Here is a 16,791-nt window from a genome sequence, read left to right as displayed (position 1 = left end):
TAACCTACTTGACCATGCGTAATTTTATAACGACCTTCTTGATGCTCTGCGGTCTGTTCGCAGCCCGGGGCCAAGAGCTCAACTCGCCCCAATTATCACAGTATCTGGCGGACAACCCCTTCGTATTGTCCCCCGTTTACGCGGGTATCGGCGATCACGTTAAGATACGGCTGAACGGCTTGGCCCAATGGGTGGGTATCAAAGATGCGCCCCAGACCCAATCCCTTGCGGCGGATATGCGCTTGGGGGAACAATCGGGCCTCGGACTTTTTTTATACAACGATAAGAACGGTTATACCAAACAGCAAGGGGCTAGGATATCCTTTGCGCACCATTTGACCCTGGACCGGTATGATGATGAGTTTCTATCCTTTGGATTATCCTATAACTTCAATCAATTTCGTATCGATATCGATAAATTTATCGATGCCAATCTAGACCCCGGAGTGGTCAACAACCGTCAGACTACCAACCACAACTTTGATGTGGGGGCCATGTACCGCTACGGCAAGTTCTATTTCAGCGCGAACGCCTCGAACCTTTTAGGTAAAGACCCGACTAAGTTCACATTTAACGCCGATGAACCCAACGAACTAAGAAATTATTACGCCTATACCGGCTACCGCTACCGGAAGAATAAAAATTCCGACCTCGAAATAGAGCCCTCGCTCTTGTTCAAACTCTTTGAAAGCGACGGCCGATCTGAGACCGACCTCAACCTAAAATTCCGTTTTTACGATTTTGAGGATTACTATTATACCGGTGTAAACTATCGTTTTTTGAACGACCAGATCGGAGACCCCCTCTACATTGCACCTTTTGCGGGACTTAAAAAAAATAACTTCTACTTTGGATATTCCTATCAGATCATCCTCAACGAAATCATTACCTACAGTACAGGAACCCACGTAGTGACTATTGGGGTCGACCTGTTCCAGGGACTTAGTAATTGTCGGTGTACATATTAAACAAAAGCGCCGGTAGATACTTTTCGACGTTTTCGCTTACCTTTGCCGAATATTTCTTTTAGAAGTGGGAAAAGTAAAAATCGACAACATCCGCGTTTACGCCCATCACGGATGCCTTAAGGAAGAAACTGCCATTGGCAGCGAATATCGGGTAGATGTCGCTGTGGAAGCGGATCTTACCAAAGCCTCACGCTCCGATAAACTATCGGATACCGTAGATTACGTTCACATCAACCATATCGTGAAAGAGGAAATGGCCAAGCCCTCTAAATTATTGGAGTACGTAGGTCAGTCGATTATCGACCGTATTTTTGAAGAAATAAGATTGGTGGTCGAAATTGAGGTCGCGGTATCCAAGATAAACCCGCCGATTGGAGGCGATGTTGAAAAAGTAACGGTCATATTGCAGCGCAGCAGGGATTAAATTTTCCAAAATCACAAAAACACCTTACCTTTGCAATTCTAAAATGGCATCGTGGCCGAGTGGCTAGGCGCAGCTCTGCAAAAGCTTGTACAGCGGTTCGAATCCGCTCGATGCCTCCCCGGACCCTCACAATTTGTGGGGGTTTTTTATGGGCTATAGGTAAATTGGGCCACCCGATGTTACAAGGTGCCCAATGTCGCAGCACACCCTCATAATTCGAGAAGGCTATCCTCATAAGCTGCAGATAAAACGGTAATCAAAAAGTCTAGAGGGACTCAATGTCTTAATCCTCACAACTCGTGCGGGGTTCTAGATAGCCATAGGTGAAAACGTTCTCCTGAAGCCTTGGGTCGCTCAGAATCCCATGATAATCCCAACTCGATGTTCTCTATCCCTTTCTCGATATCGAATTGGTCCTTGGGCAAAAATCCCTTGACGATCAATACCAGTCCACAAATTATCAAAATAAGTCCCAAGAATTTTTTGACCCAGAATATGCGCCTGAAAGTGAGCTTCTGTTTGAGCTGTTTGGCCAAAAGGATTTTTAGGATATCGGTCGCGAAATAGGCTCCGACCATGGACGAAAAAAATATGAGGATGCGGTCGGGATCGTTGTCCAGGCTGGGACCGACCACGATGATAATGCCCAACCAGAATACCAGTACCCCGATATTGATAAAATTGAGCAAAAATCCTTTGATGGCAAGATTCAAATAATTGCTTTTGGTAGATCTGAACTTGGTGACCGCCTTTCTTGATGGTTTTTTAGTGAATACGGTAATACCATATATCAAGAGAATAACCCCACCGAAAACATAGAGTCCCGGCTGATTACTAAGGTTTTCCAGCAGTTGGAAGCTGCTGAAATAGGCGATGACCAAGAAAATAATATCGGCGAAAATTACCCCTAAGTCAAAAGCCAATGCCGCCCTTAAGCCCCTGGTCGCGCTGGTTTCCAACAGCACAAAAAAAACGGGCCCGATCATAAAGGCCAATAAGAAGCCCAAGGGTATCGCTGCCTGTACGTCTTGCCACATAGCTACTCGTTAAAGTCCATCTTAGCGTGAAGAAAGGCAAAAGTTAACGGTTAAAACCGAAACAACAATCTCAGTTAACGAATAACTGTAGAGTATTAACATTCTAAATGGATACACGCATAGGTTCAAGGAAGAAAAAACTAACCCCATCATGACTTCATCTCCGATACATTGATCACCGGTAAATTACATTCGGGTTACAGTACCGCCAAAAACGGTCTTCTTATCCATTTTAGTAGGATTCCCGTAGACCAGAACCTCCCCTCCCGCCTTAACCGTAGCCTTAACATAGTCAGAGGCGTATATTTCGGCCCGTGAACCAGCGTTTACGTTGACCGTAGAAAACTTGGTCTTGAAATTTTTTCCTTCGTAGATACCACCTGTATTGATAGCTACATCCTGTAAGTCGGAGGTTCCGCTGGTAACGATTATTCCGCCGGTCACGGTCTTGATCAATAGCTGTTCCACTTCGACGTCAATCTTGATTTCTCCACCTTCCTGGGCCTTAAGTTCCAAAACATCTTGCGTAAGAGTCCCGTCGGAACTTATCCTGGCATCCTCGTTAACGTCGATGACCACAAGTTTCCCGCTGTAGTGCAAATCGACGAACGTACGGTACCCGCTAAAAATCTTATCGAGCTGCATCCGGATTTTTAAGACCCCGTCACTGTTGACGATAGCCACTTTATCTATGCTCTCGCCTTTAACTACGGCCTTGTTAACGTCTGATTTGATAAGGTTTATAGAAAGTCCGTCGAATACCTTCACTTCCGTGAAAGAGCTAAGCTCTTGGATGCTGTTCTCCTGGGCTATAGTCGTACTTGAGCCTAGCAGGAGTATCATTAAAAACATGAACTGTTTCACACGTTTAAATTTTTGTAATTATTTGAAAATAGGATAATTAAAAAATTGAGAACGGGTGCAACCGCTACGCTCTCGCATTAAAAATTTTAAATATTTCCTTTTGGGAACAGGTGCTTAAAATTTGTTAATGCTCGTTTTAGGATGTTAATTTAGGCCGGTTTTAAGAACATAAGGTCACCGTAATTTGCGTTTAGACCGGTACACTATAAACCCAATCCGTCCCGTTAAATTGTATAGCTTCGATATCGGGACCTTATTTTCGCCAAAATACCAATCTGGAAACCCTATGGGAATATGCCCATTAGTGCTAGCCCTTATGTTTACCGATCAAGGAAAAATCTAGGTGTCGTTTTAACAAGTCGGTGTTCTTTACCATCACCACAACTTCGTCCCCTAACTGATAGGTTTTCCCTGTACGTTCCCCTACAATGGCGTACTCTTTTTCGTCAAAGATATAATAATCACCCTTAATATCGCTTATGCGTACCATGCCCTCACATTTGTTCGCGATGATCTCTACGTAGATTCCCCATTCGGTGACCCCGCTGATAATTCCCACAAATTCCTCGTCCTGATGGTCTTGCATGAACTTGATCTGCATGTATTTAATGGAATCACGTTCTGCCCTAACGGCCAAGTATTCCATATCCGACGAATGCTTGCACTTTTGTTCGTACTCCTCCGCATTGGCCGATTTCCCACCATCCAGGTAATGCTGCAGCAATCGATGTACCATCACATCAGGATACCGGCGTATGGGAGAGGTGAAGTGGGTATAATAATCAAAGCCAAGTCCGTAATGCCCGATGTTATCGGTGGTATATATCGCCTTGCTCATACTCCGGATAGTAAGGGTATCGACCAGGTTCTGTTCTTTTTTACCCTTGACATCCCTTAAAAGTTGATTTAAGGAAGTCGAAATGGATTTTTTATCCTTAAAGTCTATTTTATGTCCGAACCGCGATATGATACCGTTCAAGGCCATCAATTTGTCTTGGTCCGGGTCGTCGTGTACCCGATACACGAAAGTTTTCTTTGGTTTTTGCTTCCCAATGAACTGCGCCACCTTCCGGTTGGCCAATAACATAAACTCCTCGATCATTTTGTTGGCATCTTTCGATTCCTTGAAATAAACCCCTTGAGGCTCGTTGTTCTCATCCAGTTCAAACTTCACCTCGACCTTATCGAAGGACAAGGCACCCTGCTGCATCCGTTTGTTGCGCATGATTTTGGCAAGTCGATCCATTTCCAAGGTAGCTTCCACAACAATATCGGAAACGGAATAGGCGTCGTCCCGAATGGAAATATCTTTTGGGATATCGCCTTTTTTCGTCTCTATGATATGCTGTGCCTCTTCGTAGGCGAAGCGCTGATCGGAATTGATGACCGTTCTACCGAACCATTGGTTCTTGACTCCGGCATTTTTTCTATCCATCTCAAAGATGGCGGAAAAAGTGTATTTCTCCTCATTCGGGCGCAACGAACAGGCGTTATTGGACAACACCTCCGGGAGCATTGGTACCACGCGATCGACCAAATATACCGAGGTGGCACGTTCGTAAGCCTCGTCCTCTAAAATAGTATCCGGCCGCACGTAGTGTGATACGTCCGCGATATGTATGCCTATCTCATAGTTGCCGTTCTCGAGTATCTTAAATGAGAGGGCATCGTCAAAATCTTTGGCATCCTTGGGATCGATGGTGAAGGTCAAGGTCTCGCGCATATCCCGACGCTTTGCGATTTCCTCTTCCTTGATGGCGGTATCCAGGGTATCGGCAAAACGTTCTACCTCGGTCGGAAACTCGTAAGGCAGACCGTATTCAGCCAAGATTGCATGTATTTCGGTCTGATGCTCCCCAGGTTTACCCAGTACTTCGGTTACTTTGCCAATGGGGGAATCGTCATCGTCAGACCAGCGCTCGAAAGTTACCACCACTTTGTCGCCATCCTTGGCATCCATGGTATTTCCCTTGGCAACAAAAAAATCGGTATACATCCTAAAATCCGTAGGCCGTACGAAAGCAAAGGTTTTCTGAAGGTCGAGAATCCCAACGAACTCGGTCTTTTTCCGTTCGACAATCTCCGTTACCTCGCCTTCCAACTTTTTACCTTTTTTAGATTTATAGACAGTAACTGCAACCTGATCGCCGTGAAAGGCTTTATTTAGGCGATTTTGAGGTACGAAGACATCATCGTCCATTCCCTCAACCACAATGTAGGCATTGCCCCTCCCGGTTAGATCTACTTTTCCGATCTGCATATTTGTAGAACTGCCAACGGCCTTGTATTTGCCACGGTCCGTTTCTTCGATACGATCTTCTTTTTCCAACTGTCCCAACCGTTTGATCAATTGGTTACGGTCATTGGTGTCCGTGATACCAAGTTTGGTAGCGATCTGTTTATAGTTGAATGTTTTCTGGGGTTCCTTTTCAAGGGTAGTAAAGATGCCTTTCGTAATCTCGTTCTTTCTATGGTTCCTGGCTTTCTTTTTCTTCGACATTAATGCTATTTATGTATTTGGGCGGAAAATTACGAATTTTGAAGGTAGTACACACAGTTTCGGGCGTTTAGTTGTCTGTTTTGGTCTACCTTGGCTTTACTACTTATCGTTCGTTCGCAGTGAATTGTAACACTCTCGGTTTGAACTTTGAAAATAGTTTCGTGATTTTAGCTTCATCACTTATCAACAAGTATAACATATTCCATTTTTCTTTTTAAAATTTTAAATAAAAAATGATGGTTATGATAGGGTGTTGATAGCGGTATAAAAAAATGAATTTAAATTTGCACCGCACCGATTCACTATGTTGTTCACAACTTATACAAGCGAAATGTTGTTCGGTATGAGGGTATTAAATGGGTTATCAAAATGGGTTGATAACCGATATTAACATCCAATATTTAATAAGTGGGCTGGAATAAATTGTTGATGGGATCAAATATACGTTGTACAGATTGCTATCAACTCGCAACAACTATTTTCTGTTTATTGTATATATTTTTGTAAGGTGGAATCTAAACGGCAATTCCAAATCTGGAAATCGTTTTCTTTCGAGAGGTTATCAACACACAAAGGACAAGTTGTACCCTACAAATGAACATCTCTTTCTCGGGATGCGAAAATCAATGTTGCGAATACTAGGTACTTTGTTGTAAAGTAAGGGATTTCGTATGTTGAGGCATAGAACGCTGCCACAATTTTAATTGAGGAACGCAAACTGTGGTGTTACATCGATTTGTTGTTATAGTATTCCGTTTTCCCATTATTACATTCGTTCATTGTTGCATTATCACATAAAATTATTCCACTAATTATGTCTCACTCCCACGATTCTTCACATAGACACTCCCATCCAGATCTTAAGGGCCGTAATCTTATCATCTCCATCTTATTGAACATATTGATAACGGTGTCTCAAGTCATAGGTGGATTGATATCCGGAAGTCTTTCGCTCTTGTCGGATGCGCTACACAATTTCAGCGATGTGATGTCTCTCATCGTGAGCTATATCGCCAATCTTTTGTCGAAAAAGCAAGCTTCGGATCGAAAGACATTCGGTTACAAGAGAGCGGAAATCATAGCCGCCTTTGTCAACGCCGCAACATTGATGGTGGTAGCGTTAATTTTAATAAAAGAGGCTGTCGAACGTTTTTTCGATCCGCAGGAAATAGAGTCTGATCTTGTAATATGGCTTTCCTTACTTGGGGTTGTAGCCAACGGGTTTAGCGTATTGCTGCTAAAAAAGGATGCAGACAGCAATATGAACATGAAATCGGCCTATTTGCATTTGCTTACCGATATGATGGCATCGGTAGCGGTGCTGGTTGGCGGTCTCTTGATGAAATACTATCAGTACTATTGGGTGGATCCGACCCTCACTTTGGCCATTGCGCTCTATTTGATTTATATGGGATACGATCTGTTAAAGGATTCCACCCGGGTTTTGATGCTTTTTACGCCCGATACCATTCAGGTACAGCGGATTGTGAAGGATATCGAAAAAATTACATCCGTAAAGAACGTACATCACGTACATATCTGGCAACTAAACGAGGACGAGGTACATTTTGAGGCCCATGTTGACTTTAACGAAGATATACGATTATCTGAATTCGACAACATTCTTGGAGAAATAGAGGAGGTAGTGTATCAGAAGTTCGGAATCAATCACGTTAATATTCAACCTGAATTTGATAAGCCGGACAGCAAACAGATTATAGTTCAGGATTAAAGGTGGACCTCCGGTATAGTATAGCGATAGTTTTATATATTGCGGGTCTATGGCCTTAAAACCCATGGCATGATTCAAATTGAAATCAAAGCTTTCAGTGCCCTTGGTTCGATGGAACTTTACGATGTTTTGCGTTTGAGGAGCAAGGTGTTCGTCGTAGAACAGAATTGTATTTATGAGGATATCGACGGTAGGGATCGAAATGCGTTACATATATTAGGAAAGAAAAATGGGGAAATCGTGGCCTACGCCCGAATCTTCAAATCCGGGGATTACGCGGATAAGGCCAGTATCGGTCGCGTGGTAGTCAAAAAAGACCAACGCAAGTTCGGCTACGGAAAAGATATAATGAAGCGGGCGGTCCTTGCCGTAGAGGAGCACTTTAATGACAAAATCATTCATGTATCCGCACAATTGTACCTAGAGCGCTTTTACCACGACTTGGGCTTTAACCAAGTAGGCGATGGCTATCTAGAGGACGGTATTCCGCATATTGGAATGATTCGTAACGGTCCGGAAATAACCGAGTAACCCTGGCCGCAAAAATATACCAGAAAAGAGCCGACAATTGCCAATAAAATTGGTAACTATCGACCCTTTATGGAATAAACTAAAGGACAGAAAATCTGCTATCCCTAGCTTAAATCTTAATAGGTTCTTTATTGCTGAGGTTGATGTCCTCCAACATCGTGTCCGTAAACTTATAATGCCCTCGGGTCGTAATGATTCGAAACCGATTGGAATTCATACGGCTCAAGGTATCCAAGAACAACCATTTGGTTTTGAGCAGCCTGGGCTTATCGGATTTCAAACTGATTTCGAAATAGTATTTTCGACCGTTTTTGACAGCGACTATATCCGGTGTTATTTTAGCATCATGGCCTTTCCTGATGTATGACTTCGGGGTCTCATATCCTTCAAAATCTGCCTTGATGTCCTCAAACCCGGTAGCTTCCAAGTGGTTGATGGACTTTTCTAAAAATTCCTGATTTTCTGACTTTTCTACATTTACCATACTTCACAAGATACGGTAAAAGTTAGATTTTGCAAATTAAACCTCTGGATTAACTAAAGTTTAAGAATATGGGGGACTGCAATAGCTGCAATATGCCAACTGACTCCACTGTCGGTCAGCCTTTCAGGCGCAAACCTGAAACCATAAAATTACCGCGGAAAATAGGGGATATAACGATGAAGGTAATGCAAGGCGAAGAAAATTGTAAGCATTGATTGCGCTTAGCGACCAATCAGTCCGTTTGTAGGTTTAATGATTGGTATTCTGAAGGCCTATCGATGATGTTTCAAGCAAATTTCAGTCAACCAGTGCTTTTTTTGGGCTGTCGATTTGTGAATACAGCTCTTTGCCAAGTTGTTTTATGATGCCCACTACTAGGGCATTTCCCATAAAAAAAGCCCGTTTGGCGTCGGTGATCGCCTCGTGTTCGGTGTGGTTTTCCGGAAACATATTTAATTTTTCCAGCTCCACGGGCGTCAATCGTCTCAATCTCCCGTTCTGCTTTACAACGTGCTTGAACCGGGAAGGCGATTTGCCGCCCTCCCCGGTAATTATCGTTCTGGAAGCCTTGTCCAAAGCATCGGGAAATACCATGCGGCCCTCGGAATACCGGTAATGAAACCCGAATTTTTTATTGTATCTCGATTCGTTCTTTGCCCCCTTTAAATACTTCCATCCCTTTTTCCTGTCTACATCTTCCTGCGAAATAAAAAAAGCTTCTGGTACCGCTTCGGGCGCTACCAGAATATCGCCCAGAACTTGAAATTCCCCCTTGTATGCAGGGTAAGGCTTGGCAGTCCAGAATTGACCTTCTACCATCAGACCGCAATTTTTAAAGGGACTAAACTTTTGGTTCAAATTAAAGGTGTCGGACACCTTTACTAAATCTTTCTCGAATGTCCCCATGGTTATTGTACCGTTCAATGTCTCAATGGGAAATGCCTTGGCAAATGTCCCATAGGAATCCAACCAATCCGATTTTGAAGTTGATTTCTTCAGCTTTTGGTACATGGGGGTATTCCTGTGATAGGCGATAAAGAAAATTCTTCTCCGGCGTTGGGGCATTCCGTAATCGGCCGCATTGATGACCCGCCACTCCACGGCATAACCTAGATTGTTAAGGGACGATAGCATGACCGCGAAATCCCTTCCCCGTTGGGTGGAAGGTGATTTCAATAATCTATCGACATTCTCGAGTAAAAGGTACTTGGGCCTGTATCTCTTTTTTCTCAAGATGGCTTCGATACTCCACCACAACACCCCTTTTTTTCCGATGAGTCCTTTTGAATTATTCAAGGTAGTGGCCACGGAATAATCCTGACAGGGAAATCCGCCTACCAACAGATCATGATCGGGTATTTCATCAAAATTGTGTTCGATGACTTCCTCGATATTTTCTTCGGAGTGGTTCGCGTGCGGCCAACGCTTTTTATAGACCCTATTCGCATGTTGGGTCTTCGTACTCGGCTCCCACTGATTGCTCCAGATGACCTCGTACGGTGATTTTTTTTCCTTGGGATATCCTTCCAGGCCGATTCTAAAACCCCCGACCCCGGCAAAAAGTTCGATCACTTTGATTGGCATATTTGATTTTGCTATTGTTTTGGGATGAAATTGCGACGTTTTGGCGTCTCCCGTAGAATTCTTGTACAAATTATAGGTTTTATTTCTAATTTTGGGTCGTGCTTTCCAATAAAGTACTTTTTTTCAACTGGGGACCCCCGAGATGTTCCATGCCTAAAATAATTTGCAAAGATGCCATGATTTTTGTCGCATAGACTTGGCCAATCTGGGTTCTGGAGCTAAACGCAGCGTTTGAGTTAGAGCTGCCGATCCGGGAAAATCTCAAAAAAATTATGTATCCATGCATTTGGGTAGTAGCCCACGGTGTATCTTCTAGCGCAAAGCCCCGTGGAATTAACCACTATGACTAAATAGTACCTCATGAAAAAATGCGATTTGAAAGCCGTAGGCCTTATCTTGATGACTCTGCTGTTGGCCACTTGCGGAAAGATGGACGACAAGCGAAAACTCTTGGCAGAAATCCAGGTAGTCCGTTCCGAATACGCGCCCGATAAACGAACGGCACTCTTTGATATCAGTGTGGTCGACGCCCAAAATAATTTTGTGTTGGCGGGAGAAAGCAATCGGCCGGATGCGGTCGAGGCGTTGAAGACCAAGTTGAAATCGGATGGCATAGAATTTAGGGATTCCATCGAGATATTGCCCTCGAAAAAGTTGAACGGAAAAACAGAGGCCCTGATTAACATTTCGGTCGCCAATCTGCGCAGCGAACCCAAACACTCCGCGGAACTGTCCACCCAGGCGACTTTGGGCACTCCCGTTAAAATACTCAAGAAAGAGGGGGGATGGTACCTGATCCAGACCCCCGACAAATACCTGGCCTGGGTCGATGATGGGGGCATCGTGCCGATGGAACCGAAATATATGGACAATTGGAAGACCACCCACAAGGTCATTTACACAAAAACCTACGGGCATTCGTATGCCTTACCGGACCATAAACAACCGGTATCCGATCTGGTGGCAGGCAACATTCTAGAAATCGTAAAATATGTGGATGAACATTATATTGTACGCTATCCCGATGGCAGACAGGCCTATGTATCCAAGGAAGAATCGGAGCCTTACAGGCAATGGCTCGAAAAGTTGACGCCCAGTATCGACAGTATTGTGTCCACTTCGATGTCGCTGATAGGGGTGCCTTACCTCTGGGGAGGAACCTCGACCAAGGGAATGGATTGCAGCGGGTTTACCAAGACTGTCTATTTTCTCAACGGCATGGTCATCCCACGGGATGCCTCACAGCAGGTACATACCGGAAAGGCCATCGATTCCGTGGGTAGTTTCGAAACGCTGCAAAAAGGTGATCTGTTGTTCTTCGGAAGCAAGGCGACCGATTCTACCCCGGAAAAAGTGGTGCACGTCGGTATTTGGATCGGGAACAATGAGTTCATTCATGCCTCCGATATGGTACGGATCAGTAGTATGGACAGGGACGCCGAAAATTACGATGACTTCAACCGCGATCGCTATCTGCGCACCAAACGTATTTTAAAGCAGCAGGACGAAGGTCTGATCAGCCTTTTGGACACCCCGTTGTTTAAGGATTGATATTATAGATTGACCGTTTTACCGGTTCTAAACGATTCGTCCGCGGCTAAAACAATCCTCAAGCTATTGACCGCATCCCGCATGTGATCGCCGAGGTCGAGATTTTCCTGGATTGCCTTGAGAAAATATTCCTGCTCCAGTTTACAGAGTGCATCGTGGTCCGGCTCATCGGAGGTATTGATGATTTCGTCATCCTTTGCAAAGTTTCCGTCGTCGTCGAGTTCTGCATGATGTAGAAGCAATCCACCGGTTTTGGTGTGGTCCTCGACACTATCTGATTCCCCTTTGGCTTCATCGGAGATAGAGACGCTTCCCTTGGGACCGATAACGTCCTTGATAAAAAAGGCGGTCTCGCTCATCATGGGTCCCCAGCCGGCTTCGTACCATCCCACGGAACCATCCTCGAACCGTACCTGCAACTGCCCGTAATTGTACATTTTGGTATCGATTTCATCGGAAAGGCGTGCTCCGATGGCACTAACGCTTACGGGAACGGACTGTGTCATCAGACACATGATATCCACATAATGCACTCCGCAATCTACGATGGGCGACATGCTGTTCATCAATTGCTTGTGCGTGTACCACATATCACCCGATGCCTGTTGGTTGAGGTTCATCCGCATTACAAGAGGCTTCCCAAGAGTTCTTGCGACCTCTACAAATTTCGACCAGGCAGGGTGCACGCGCAAAATGTAACCTACCACTAGTTTCTTTCTTTTTTCCTTGGCCAAATCGACCAGTTCTTGGGCCGTTTCGACCGTCAGGGCCAATGGTTTTTCTACAAAAACATGGGCGTCGGCGTTCAGGGCCGCCCGAATGTAGTCCGCATGGGTATCGGGATAGGTATTGATGGAGACGGCATCGGGTTTTGTTTGGGCCAGGGCCTTTTTATAATCACCGAAAGTAGGGTATCCGCCCAGTTCTTCGGACAGTTTCTCCCGGCTTTTTGGCGTACGACTGATCAGTCCTACAATTTCGAACCCGTCCAATTGATGATAGGCGCGGGCATGGGACTTGCCCATGTTGCCGCAGCCGACGACTAGAATTTTTTGTTTTTGCATGAGGATATGTTGAGGAATTATCGGTTTACGGTTGACTACATTGGAAAGTAGCACCGCTTTTTCGCTATATTTATCGGAATGTAAAGAAATCTTATGAACTGGACAACCCAATTTTCCAAGAACTTTTCGTTGATTATTTTTATTAGCCTGCTGGCACTGTTATTTACGGGCTATGTAAATTTTTCGGAAACAGAAACGGGAGAAATAACGGCAACCGAAATGGCCCAACCAAGGCCAAACATCCTCTTTTTGATTGCAGACGACTGGTCGTATCCCCATGCAGGCGCGTACGGCGACCCGACGGTTCGAACGCCTACCTTCGACCGATTGGCCCGTGAAGGGGCCTTGTTCAAAAATGCCTACTGTGCGGTACCTTCCTGTTCCCCGTCACGGGCGAGCATTTTATTGGGGCGGTATCCGCACCAAATAGAAAGTGCAGGGAACCTGTGGTCGGTGATTCCCGATTCATTTCCAAATTGGGTCTCCCGATTGTACGAAGCTGGCTATCACACCGGAAAGAGCCGCAAGGGCTGGGGTCCGGGCGATTTCGAAGCCGGGGGGTACGAACACAATCCCGCCGGAAAAGACTACCTCGATTTTGATACGTTTTTAAGGGATAAAAAGGAAGGACAGCCCTTTTCCTACTGGTTCGGCAGCAGCGATCCGCATCGTGTGTACGAGACCAATGCCGGGGTAAAGACCGGAATGGATGCCGCTTCGGTGCAGGTACCCGGGTTTCTGCCGGATACCCCATGCGTCCGCAACGATATGATGGATTATTTTTATGAGATAGAACGTTTCGATCGAGAATGCGGCAACATCATTGCCCAACTTGAAAAAGAAGGAATGCTCGACAATACGCTGATCGTGATGACCAGCGATAATGGGATGCCCTTTCCCAGGGCCAAGGCCAACCTTTACGATTACGGAACCCGAATGCCATTGGCCATGTATTGGAAAGGTCATATTGAGGGAGGGGGGCGTGTACCCGACTTTATGAACTTTATCGATTTCGGGCCAACTTTTTTAATGGCGGCAGGGGTTGAAATTCCCGATGCATTTAGCGGACATAGCCTGTTGGAGCTCTTCGGGATAGGGAAACTCCCGAAAAGCGACCGAAGCAAGGTCTTTTTGGAACGCGAACGGCATGCGCAGGTGCGAAAGGGTGACCTAAGCTATCCTGCCAGGGCAGTGCGCACCAAAGATTTTCTCTACATCAAAAATTTTGAACCGGACCGGTGGCCTGCGGGCGACCCCAATGCACACCGCTCCGTCGGGCAGTTTGGCGATGTGGACAATTCCATTTCAAAATTTCAGATTATGGCTATGGAAGGCCGACCCAAGAGCAGGGATTATTTCGAGCTGGCCTTCGCCAAACGGCCCGGGGAAGAACTATATGTGTTGGCCGAAGATCCGTATAACCTGAACAACCAAATCGACAATCCGAAATACAACAAAGAGTTGTCGATACTGCGGGATGCTTTACAACAGTGGATGATCGAAACGGATGACCGCCGTGCCACCGAACCCAAAACGGAATATTGGGACAAGGTCCGGTACACCATCGAATATCAGCATGATAATTTTGACCTTTCCGAAAAATTGGACCAGTACCAAATGCTTGTCCGCCAAGGGGGCGATCTTGTCGAGTTTGCCTGCGAACCATGAATCCAAACCTTATACGGTTGAAGTCCCTGAGCCGGGTTATCCTTCGTGGCCGGTCCGAAAGTGTCCAGATGTAGCGCTCTTTGCAATTAAAAACCTCGACCAAAAGCTTGGACTTCAAGACGGCCGGAAAGAAGACCTTAAGGACTACTCCCCGTCCAATGTAAACGCCATAATTTGGTTTCCCTTTTTTGTTCCTAGCTTTTCCCCGCCGCAGGCAAGGGCGATATACTGTTTGCCATCGACCTCGTACATTGCGGGTGTGGCAAAGGCGGGTGCGGGCAGCTGGTATTCCCATAGTACTTCGCCGGTATATTTGTCGAACGCCCTAAAATTGCCGTCCCGGGTCGCGGCAATGAACAATAGTCCATTTTCGGTAACCACGGGCCCACCGTAATTTTCAGTGCCGGTACCCACGCCTTCGTCCCCGAGTTCGGGTGTATTGCCGAAAGGAACAGACCAAATATACTCTCCGGTATTTAAGTTGATGGCATGTAAGGTGCCCCAAGGCGGGGAAATGGCGGGGAGGCCGTTGCTATCAAGAAACTTATGATATCCGGCATGTTTATATAACACTGACGAAGATCCGGATACGCCAATCTCTTCGATTACCTCCTGTTTATCTTCCGATTGCCTATCCTCTTGGTCGAGCAGGAATCGGATAAGGGATTGTTTCTCATTCTGGGGAAGCGCCGGAAAACCGGTCATCATCCCATTACCTTGGGTTATAATTTGGGCCACTTCGTCTTGGGACTTGCTCTTTTCGAGGCCAATCAGCGAAGGATAGCCACTGGCTACAAGCCCCGTTCTGTCCGGCTGATGACACGTAGCGCAATAGTTTTGATAGACACGCTCGCCCAAGGGCATATCCGGGCTGGGAGCATCGTTCTCCTTCATTTGTAGAAACCAGGCCATCTCGTTGGCATTGACGTAGAGAATGCCTTTTTCGGGGTCCACTGCCGCCCCGCCCCACTCGGCAGCCCCGTCGTAACCGGGCAAAAGCAGCACGGGATCAAGGTTGGGCGGCGCATAGATACGTTTATCGGCATTTAAAAGGATTTGCCGCAACGAATCGGGATTTTTGGCAAAGGGACTCACATCATCCTCGGTCAATTCGGTCGATTGACGGGCAAAGGGCTTCGGTCTTACGGGAAAGGGTTGGGTGGGCCATGTCTCTTCTCCCTCTAGCACCGACTGTGGTACGGGTATTTCCTCGATATCGAAGAGGGGGTTCCCGGTTATCCGATCAAATACATAGACATAACCCTGTTTGGTCACTTGGGCGACCACCGGAATGCTTTTGCCGTTCCGTTCGACCATCAAGAGATTGGGAGGGGCGGGCAGGTCACGGTCCCAGATATCATGATGGGTAAACTGAAAGTGCCAGAGATACTTTCCCGTGTTCGCATCCAAAGCCAGCAAACAATTGGTAAATAAGTTGCTGCCCTTTCTGACCCCTCCGTAAAAATCCGGCGCTGCCGAGCCTGTAGGCACATAGAGTATGTCCCGCTCCTCGTCCACCGTCATACCCGCCCAATTATTGGCTGCGCCTACGATTTCATTGCGGTAGGCGTTTTCGTCCTCCCATGTGTCATATCCGAGTTCCCCGGGATGTGGAATCGTGTGAAACTTCCACTCCAGTTCGCCCGTAAGCACGTTGAACGACATCAGATCCCCCGGGGCCGCCCCCGCGCTTTCGGATAGTCGCAAGGGCATGATGATTTGGTCTTCGAACACGGTGCCGGGGGTATTCGAGCTTACGAACTTGTCTTGGGCAGATTTGGGCATTCCCGAACGCAGATCTATACTGCCGTCATCGCCGAACGATGTAATGGGTTGGCCGGTAAGGGCGTTCAGGGCGTATAGGTTGGGTCCGGCAACGTACAGGATCCGACGGTCGTCGTCTTTTTCCCAATAGGATACCCCGCGGCTCGAGGCCCCGGCTTCCTGCAGCGAATCGCCGAACCTCCAGATTTCCTCGCCGGTAGCGGCATTCAACGCGAAAGCGCGCAGGGCCGCCGAAACGCCATAGAGGATAGAATCTACTATGATAGGATTCATTTGCATCTGCCCAAAATCCGGCGCATCATAGGTCCAGGCGAGCTTTAGATCCTTTACGTTTTCGGGTGTAATCTGTGACAGCGTGGAGTAATGGTTACGTCCGGGATCCCCCAGATAGGAGCTCCAGGTGGTGTATTCTTTTTTAGGGGGATTCTTGGTTTCACAGGATGAAGCGCCGACTACGAGTATAAAAAGAGAGCAAAGCAGTGACAGGATGCGATAGACACCTGTAGTGCACAAACTATTATAATAAGAAGTGCTGTGGTGTGCCATCATGGTACGCGTTGGCCTAAAGCAGCGGTGGAAAAGGTGGTCGTTCATAGGAT

Annotated in this window: 13 protein-coding genes and 1 tRNA gene; 7 read left to right on the top strand and 7 right to left on the bottom strand. The window is 46.3% G+C overall.

Translation table 11 applies throughout. The annotated features are described in order from the left end of the window. Nucleotides 1–14 precede the first annotated feature (14 nt). The 3 genes from RQM65_RS09500 (at nt 15) to RQM65_RS09490 (ending at nt 1,508) form a co-directional block, all read left to right on the top strand. Entirely contained in the window at nt 15–968 is a 954-nt protein-coding gene (locus tag RQM65_RS09500) for a PorP/SprF family type IX secretion system membrane protein (RefSeq protein ID WP_314014484.1), read from the top strand. A 64-nt stretch (nt 969–1,032) separates the two neighbouring features. Beyond that, a complete protein-coding gene (gene folB / locus RQM65_RS09495; RefSeq protein WP_314014482.1) occupies nt 1,033–1,392 on the top strand; it encodes a dihydroneopterin aldolase in 360 nt (119 codons plus the stop codon). 45 nt (nt 1,393–1,437) lie between these two features. After that, nucleotides 1,438–1,508 (top strand) — tRNA-Cys (locus RQM65_RS09490). A 174-nt stretch (nt 1,509–1,682) separates the two neighbouring features. Here RQM65_RS09490 and RQM65_RS09485 read toward each other — a convergent pair. From RQM65_RS09485 to rnr, 3 genes are all read right to left on the bottom strand, one after another. Next, nucleotides 1,683–2,429 (bottom strand): LysE family translocator, encoded by a 747-nt coding sequence (locus tag RQM65_RS09485; RefSeq protein WP_314014480.1) that lies wholly within the window; start codon nt 2,427–2,429, stop codon nt 1,683–1,685. Between the two features lie 186 nt (nt 2,430–2,615). After that, nucleotides 2,616–3,293, bottom strand: coding sequence for a head GIN domain-containing protein (locus tag RQM65_RS09480; protein ID WP_314014478.1), 678 nt, complete (start codon nt 3,291–3,293; stop codon nt 2,616–2,618). Nucleotides 3,294–3,600: 307 nt separating this feature from the next. After that, a complete protein-coding gene (gene rnr, locus RQM65_RS09475; RefSeq protein WP_314014476.1) occupies nt 3,601–5,793 on the bottom strand; it encodes a ribonuclease R in 2,193 nt (730 codons plus the stop codon). Nucleotides 5,794–6,607: 814 nt separating this feature from the next. Between rnr and RQM65_RS09470 the strand changes: the two genes are divergently transcribed. Continuing rightward, nucleotides 6,608–7,525 carry a cation diffusion facilitator family transporter gene (locus RQM65_RS09470; RefSeq protein WP_314014475.1) on the top strand — a complete coding sequence of 306 codons (918 nt, stop codon included), beginning with the start codon at nt 6,608–6,610 and terminating at the stop codon, nt 7,523–7,525. Nucleotides 7,526–7,594: 69 nt separating this feature from the next. Next, complete coding sequence (locus RQM65_RS09465; RefSeq protein WP_314014473.1) at nt 7,595–8,056, top strand: GNAT family N-acetyltransferase; 462 nt, start codon at nt 7,595–7,597, stop codon at nt 8,054–8,056. Nucleotides 8,057–8,165: 109 nt separating this feature from the next. On the opposite strand, the gene RQM65_RS09460 is transcribed toward RQM65_RS09465, so the two are convergent. Together RQM65_RS09460 and RQM65_RS09455 are read right to left on the bottom strand one after the other, a co-directional pair. Further along, the gene (locus RQM65_RS09460; protein WP_314014472.1) at nt 8,166–8,540 is read right to left on the bottom strand and encodes a hypothetical protein; all 375 of its coding nucleotides are present in this window, start codon (nt 8,538–8,540) and stop codon (nt 8,166–8,168) included. 297 nt (nt 8,541–8,837) lie between these two features. Then, nucleotides 8,838–10,124, bottom strand: a complete 1,287-nt coding sequence (locus RQM65_RS09455) for a DNA cytosine methyltransferase (RefSeq protein ID WP_314014470.1) — start codon at nt 10,122–10,124, stop codon at nt 8,838–8,840. Between the two features lie 360 nt (nt 10,125–10,484). Here RQM65_RS09455 and RQM65_RS09450 point away from each other — a divergent pair, with 360 nt between their 5' ends. Further along, nucleotides 10,485–11,675 carry a C40 family peptidase gene (locus RQM65_RS09450; RefSeq protein ID WP_314014468.1) on the top strand — a complete coding sequence of 397 codons (1,191 nt, stop codon included), beginning with the start codon at nt 10,485–10,487 and terminating at the stop codon, nt 11,673–11,675. A gap of 2 nt (nt 11,676–11,677) precedes the next feature. Here the strand turns inward: RQM65_RS09450 and RQM65_RS09445 are convergent, their stop codons facing one another. Continuing rightward, the gene (locus tag RQM65_RS09445; protein ID WP_314014466.1) at nt 11,678–12,739 is read right to left on the bottom strand and encodes a Gfo/Idh/MocA family protein; all 1,062 of its coding nucleotides are present in this window, start codon (nt 12,737–12,739) and stop codon (nt 11,678–11,680) included. Nucleotides 12,740–12,832: 93 nt separating this feature from the next. Between RQM65_RS09445 and RQM65_RS09440 the strand changes: the two genes are divergently transcribed. After that, entirely contained in the window at nt 12,833–14,407 is a 1,575-nt protein-coding gene (locus tag RQM65_RS09440) for a sulfatase family protein (RefSeq protein ID WP_314014464.1), read from the top strand. A 144-nt stretch (nt 14,408–14,551) separates the two neighbouring features. On the opposite strand, the gene RQM65_RS09435 is transcribed toward RQM65_RS09440, so the two are convergent. Continuing rightward, nucleotides 14,552–16,786, bottom strand: a complete 2,235-nt coding sequence (locus RQM65_RS09435) for an outer membrane protein assembly factor BamB family protein (protein WP_314014462.1) — start codon at nt 16,784–16,786, stop codon at nt 14,552–14,554. Between the last annotated feature and the right edge of the window lie 5 nt (nt 16,787–16,791).

The sequence above is a fragment of the Pricia mediterranea genome, assembly GCF_032248455.1.
In the GTDB taxonomy this organism is placed as follows: Bacteria; Bacteroidota; Bacteroidia; order Flavobacteriales; family Flavobacteriaceae; genus Pricia; species Pricia mediterranea.
This window is presented reverse-complemented; position numbering and strand designations above follow the sequence as displayed.

Bases quoted from the DNA above. Each gene is read 5' to 3' on its own strand.
- RQM65_RS09440 (WP_314014464.1), top strand. From the start codon at position 12,833: ATGAACTGGACAACCCAATTTTCCAAGAACTTTTCGTTGATTATTTTT.
- RQM65_RS09435 (WP_314014462.1), bottom strand. From the start codon at position 16,786: ATGAACGACCACCTTTTCCACCGCTGCTTTAGGCCAACGCGTACCATG.
- RQM65_RS09460 (WP_314014472.1), bottom strand. From the start codon at position 8,540: ATGGTAAATGTAGAAAAGTCAGAAAATCAGGAATTTTTAGAAAAGTCC.
- RQM65_RS09465 (WP_314014473.1), top strand. From the start codon at position 7,595: ATGATTCAAATTGAAATCAAAGCTTTCAGTGCCCTTGGTTCGATGGAA.
- rnr (WP_314014476.1), bottom strand. From the start codon at position 5,793: ATGTCGAAGAAAAAGAAAGCCAGGAACCATAGAAAGAACGAGATTACG.
- RQM65_RS09470 (WP_314014475.1), top strand. From the start codon at position 6,608: ATGTCTCACTCCCACGATTCTTCACATAGACACTCCCATCCAGATCTT.
- RQM65_RS09500 (WP_314014484.1), top strand. From the start codon at position 15: ATGCGTAATTTTATAACGACCTTCTTGATGCTCTGCGGTCTGTTCGCA.
- RQM65_RS09445 (WP_314014466.1), bottom strand. From the start codon at position 12,739: ATGCAAAAACAAAAAATTCTAGTCGTCGGCTGCGGCAACATGGGCAAG.
- RQM65_RS09450 (WP_314014468.1), top strand. From the start codon at position 10,485: ATGAAAAAATGCGATTTGAAAGCCGTAGGCCTTATCTTGATGACTCTG.
- RQM65_RS09485 (WP_314014480.1), bottom strand. From the start codon at position 2,429: ATGTGGCAAGACGTACAGGCAGCGATACCCTTGGGCTTCTTATTGGCC.
- RQM65_RS09455 (WP_314014470.1), bottom strand. From the start codon at position 10,124: ATGCCAATCAAAGTGATCGAACTTTTTGCCGGGGTCGGGGGTTTTAGA.